This is a genomic window from uncultured Neisseria sp., from assembly GCF_951230505.1.
Classification (GTDB): domain Bacteria; phylum Pseudomonadota; class Gammaproteobacteria; order Burkholderiales; family Neisseriaceae; genus Neisseria.
On sequence record NZ_CATNVN010000143.1, the window covers coordinates 1 to 4,743 of the forward strand.

Annotated in this window: 5 protein-coding genes; 2 read left to right on the forward strand and 3 right to left on the reverse strand. The window is 51.2% G+C overall.

The window, feature by feature from the left end; all coding sequences use genetic code 11:
• On the reverse strand, positions 1-827 hold an 827-nt coding region (locus Q1M25_RS08230; RefSeq protein WP_300483783.1), incomplete at its 3' end, for a tyrosine-type recombinase/integrase.
• Between the two features lies 1 nt (position 828).
• Positions 829-1,257: a thioesterase family protein gene (locus Q1M25_RS08235; RefSeq protein ID WP_300483784.1), complete on the reverse strand. Its 429-nt coding sequence runs from the start codon at positions 1,255-1,257 to the stop codon at positions 829-831.
• Positions 1,258-1,407: 150 nt separating this feature from the next.
• Here Q1M25_RS08235 and fba point away from each other — a divergent pair, with 150 nt between their 5' ends.
• Both fba and Q1M25_RS08245 read left to right on the forward strand, forming a co-directional pair.
• Complete coding sequence (fba, locus tag Q1M25_RS08240) at positions 1,408-2,472, forward strand: class II fructose-bisphosphate aldolase (RefSeq protein ID WP_003686828.1); 1,065 nt, start codon at positions 1,408-1,410, stop codon at positions 2,470-2,472.
• A gap of 128 nt (positions 2,473-2,600) precedes the next feature.
• Positions 2,601-3,530, forward strand: coding sequence for a glycosyltransferase (locus Q1M25_RS08245; RefSeq protein ID WP_300483787.1), 930 nt, complete (start codon positions 2,601-2,603; stop codon positions 3,528-3,530).
• 65 nt (positions 3,531-3,595) lie between these two features.
• On the opposite strand, the gene Q1M25_RS08250 is transcribed toward Q1M25_RS08245, so the two are convergent.
• On the reverse strand, positions 3,596-4,743 hold a 1,148-nt coding region (locus Q1M25_RS08250; RefSeq protein WP_300483789.1), incomplete at its 5' end, for a formate--tetrahydrofolate ligase.

A 4,743-nucleotide genomic window follows, 5' to 3' on the forward strand; every position in this document is an offset into this window, starting at 1 on the left:
GTATAAACTTGCGTAGCGGAAAGATTGCTGTGCCCCAACAATTCCTGCACAGCACGGATATCGCCCGATGCCTGCAAAAGATGGGTCGCATAGCTGTGGCGCATCATGTGCGGCGAGATATGGCTGGCACTGCCCACGCGCACTGCCCACGCCTGCAGGCGTTTTTGAATTTGACGTTGCCCCAGCCTGCCGCCATTTTTATTAGTGAACAAGGCCTGCTCGCCCTCTTTGGCAATACGCACCGCCAGATAATCACGCAATGCCGCAATGCTCTTGCCCACCAAAGGCACTTGTCGCTGCTTGCCGCCTTTACCCTTCACGCTGACCCAGCCTTCGCCCAAGACAATACCGTCCAGATTCAAACCTTGTATCTCACTCAGGCGCAAACCGCTGCCATACATCAATTCAAACATGGCCTTATCGCGCACGTCCAACTCGTCATCAACCGGCGCATGGTCAAGGATATGGTTTAAAGGCTCTTGCGGCAGGGCTTTAGGCAGGCGTTCGGGCAGGCGTGGCGCTTTCATATTAAATGTCGGGTCGCTTTCCATGACTTCTATCTGCACCAGCCAACTGCAATACTGCCGCCACACCGACAATTTCCGCGCCAAGCTGCTTTCGCTCAAGCCCTTTTGCGACAGCTTTTTCAATACCGCCACAAAATCACGGCGCGTCGGCAGGCCGTTTTCCAGATTATCGGGCAACAGGCGCATCAATTCACTCAAATCGCGCCGATAAGCGGAAACGGTATGCTCCGACTTGCCTTGTTGCAGCAAGGTTTTCAGATAGCGCTCAAGATGAAGCGCAAAATTGCTTGATACCGCCATTTCAGACGGCCTCCAATGCTGTTTTCAAGGCCGAAGGCAAACGGCAAACTCGTTGCTTGCCATAATCGAAACACACCATGCCTGTCTGCACTTTTGCCAGCACAAGGCCGTCTGAAATCCTACGGATACGGTACAGCAAAGAAAAGCCCACACCGGCCACGCCTGCAGCCCCCATCTCCACCGACAGCTCATCGCCATAATGACCTTGCGCCAAATACTGTACCGCCGCATCCGCCATAATCAGGCCAGCCCCTCCGGCATCCATTTCACTCCAACCCAGCTTCGCCAGCCAACGCATCCTCACTTCATGGCACAAACGCAACACAGCATCGTTCGCCAGATGGCCACCATAGTTCACATCGCCCACCTGCACCGTCAAGGCCGTCTGAAACAAAGGCTTATCACACTCGGCCACCGAAATCCTATCCATTTTGCACACCCGTTTTCAATACTACGCCATTATAAACCGAGACCCTGTTCGTTAATATATAAAAACAATGTAACAGCTTGTAGTCTTTCATTTCAAAAAACATTATAATTTATCGGATAAATTTACCCTTCACTACTTCAGGAGCTTCTCATGGCACTCGTATCCATGCGCCAACTGTTGGACCATGCTGCCGAAAACAGCTACGGTCTGCCCGCATTCAACGTTAACAACCTCGAACAAATGCGTGCCATTATGGAGGCGGCCGACCAAGTCAACGCCCCCGTTATCGTTCAAGCATCCGCAGGCGCACGCAAATACGCAGGTGCCCCATTCCTGCGCCATCTGATTTTGGCCGCAGTCGAAGAATTCCCGCACATCCCTGTCGTAATGCACCAAGACCACGGCGCATCGCCCGATGTGTGCCAACGCTCCATCCAACTGGGCTTCTCCTCCGTGATGATGGACGGCTCGCTGATGGAAGACGGCAAAACCCCTTCTTCTTACGAATACAACGTCAACGCCACCCGTACCGTGGTTAACTTCTCCCACGCTTGCGGCGTGTCCGTCGAAGGCGAAATCGGCGTATTGGGCAACCTCGAAACCGGCGAAGCCGGCGAAGAAGACGGCGTCGGCGCAGTGGGCAAACTTTCCCACGACCAAATGTTGACCAGCGTTGAAGATGCCGTACGTTTCGTTAAAGATACCGGCGTTGACGCATTGGCTATTGCCGTCGGTACCAGCCACGGCGCATACAAATTCACCCGTCCGCCCACAGGCGACGTATTGCGTATCGACCGCATCAAAGAAATCCACCAAGCCCTGCCCAACACCCACATCGTAATGCACGGCTCCAGCTCCGTTCCGCAAGAATGGCTGAAAGTCATCAACGAACACGGCGGCAAAATCGGTGAAACCTACGGCGTACCCGTAGAAGAAATCGTCGAAGGCATCAAACACGGTGTCCGCAAAGTCAACATCGATACCGACTTGCGCCTCGCCTCTACCGGCGCCATCCGCCGCTTCATGGCAGAAAACCCATCCGAATTCGACCCGCGCAAATACTTGAGCAAAACCGTCGAAGCCATGAAACAAATCTGTCTTGACCGCTACCTCGCATTCGGTTGCGAAGGCCAAGCCGACAAAATCAAACCGATTTCTTTGGAAAAAATGGCAACCAAATACGCAAAAGGCGAATTGAACCAAATCGTTAAATAATCCGTATATCGGATTCACACTAAGGCCGTCTGAAAACTTGGCAATAAGGTTTCAGACGGCCTTAGCTTTTGGGAAATTTATAGTAAAATCTTCCACCGACCACACATCAAAACACATCGAAAGCAAACATGAAACTCGCCGTTATTTTGCCGGCCTATTGCGCCGAAGCTTATTTGCCCGAATGCTTGGATTCGGTATTGAATCAAACATTCCGCGACTTTTTCGTCATCGCCATCAATGATGCTTCAACAGATAAAACCGGCGAAATCCTCGAAGCTTACGCAGCTAAAGATTCACGTTTGCAGGTTTTCCACCTTCCGGAAAACAAGGGCGAGCCGTTTGCCTGCCAATTTGCCATGGATATGCTCAAAGACGTAGAGGTCGAATATGTGGCACGAATGGACGCGGACGATATTTGCGCCTTGGATCGTTTTGAAAAACAGATTCAGTTTTTAGACAGCCATCCCGAAATCGATATTGTCGGCAGCCAAGCCACCATCTTTTTTGATGACCAAACCGGAAGAGAACCCGTTTTAAGCGACCTCCCCCTGCTCGACAAAGACATTAAAGCCTTTCTCTCCTTTGCCGCCCAAAACATGTTCAACCCCACCACCATGTGGCGGCACGACAGCATTAAAAATCTCGGGATAAACTACACTGCGACAGAGACCGCGCCCGATTTCCATATGTGGGTGCAATGCGCCCTACATGGCAAAACCTTTGCCAACCTGCCCGAGCCTTTGCTGTCATACAGGATACACACAACTCAAGAAAGCAAAAAAAGAGACAAAATCAACAGATCCGTCCAATACACCATGGAGTTGTGGATCAGTCATCTCTTCCCTGATTTGAACGCGACGGAAGTAACGCTCTTAAGCCGCATCTTGTACGAAAAGCAACTGCGCTTGACCACTGAAGAGCTGAAAACCATTTTTGCCGCCTATGACAGAATCAGCAAAGACCGCAGCATTTCATTGTTTGGCGAAGACCGCAATACAATGTTCGGCATGATAGACAAGTTCTTCAATTTCTTAAAAAGCCGGTTGAAATTCACTTAAATTATAAAAGGCCGTCTGAAACCTAAGTTTCAGACGGCCTTTGTCTATTTCAATATCAATCTAAATCAGAACAAGCCGTGAATCACGCCTTCTGCGTCCACATCAATTTTCTCGGCAGCCGGAACTTTCGGCAGACCCGGCATTTTCATCATATTGCCGCACAACGCAACGATGAAACCTGCGCCTGCGGAAACAGTGATACCGCGCACGGTAATACGGAAGCCTTCGGGGCAGCCCAACAGTTTGGCGTTGTCGCTCAAAGAGTATTGGGTTTTCGCCATGCAGATCGGCATTTTGTCCAAGCCCAGTTTTTCCAGTGAAGCGATTTCGGCAGACGCTTCAGCGCTGAAATCAACATCTTCCGCGCCGTACACTTTTTGGGCAATCGCACGGATTTTATCTTTAATGCTCAATTCGACATCGTAGGCGAAGCCGAAGTTATTCGGTTGATTTTCGATGGCGTTGACGACTTTGTGCGCCAAGTCTGCACCACCCGCACCGCCTTTACCCCACACTTCGGTCAAGGAAACTTCGACGCCGTGTTCCGCACAGGCTTTTTCAATCATGGCCAATTCTGCATCAGAGTCGGACACGAAGCGGTTGATGGCAACCACCACAGGCAGGCCGAATACGTTTTTCAGGTTGGAAATGTGTTTCAAGAGATTAGGCAGACCTTTTGCCAAAGCGTCGAGGTTTTCTTCGCCGAGGTTGGCACGTTCTACGCCGCCGTTGTATTTCAAAGCGCGGACGGTGGCGACGACAACAGCCGCATCAGGTTTCAAGTCAGCCAGACGGCATTTAATGTCGCAGAATTTTTCCGCGCCCAAATCCGCGCCGAAGCCTGCTTCGGTTACGGCATAATCAGCAAGGTGTTTCGCCAGTCGGGTGGCCGTTACAGAGTTACAACCGTGGGCGATGTTGGCGAACGGGCCGCCGTGTACAAAGGCCGGAGTGCCTTCAATGGTTTGTACCAAGTTAGGCTTAATCGCATCTTTAAGCAATGCCGCCATCGCGCCATTCGCTTTCAAATCTTTGGCGTAAACTGGGCTGCCGTCTTTAGCGTAAGCGACAAGGATGTTGCCCAAACGCTCTTTCAAATCACTGATGTCTTTGGCAAGACAGAATACCGCCATCACTTCGGAGGCAACGGTAATATCAAAACCGTCAGGACGCATCACGCCGTCAACAGGTTTGCCCATACCGTCGATGATGT

What these genes read in the sequence shown, in the direction of transcription:
- Q1M25_RS08235 (WP_300483784.1), bottom strand. Translation starts at nt 1,257, where the DNA reads ATGGATAGGATTTCGGTGGCCGAGTGTGATAAGCCTTTGTTTCAGACG.
- Q1M25_RS08245 (WP_300483787.1), top strand. Translation starts at nt 2,601, where the DNA reads ATGAAACTCGCCGTTATTTTGCCGGCCTATTGCGCCGAAGCTTATTTG.
- fba (WP_003686828.1), top strand. Translation starts at nt 1,408, where the DNA reads ATGGCACTCGTATCCATGCGCCAACTGTTGGACCATGCTGCCGAAAAC.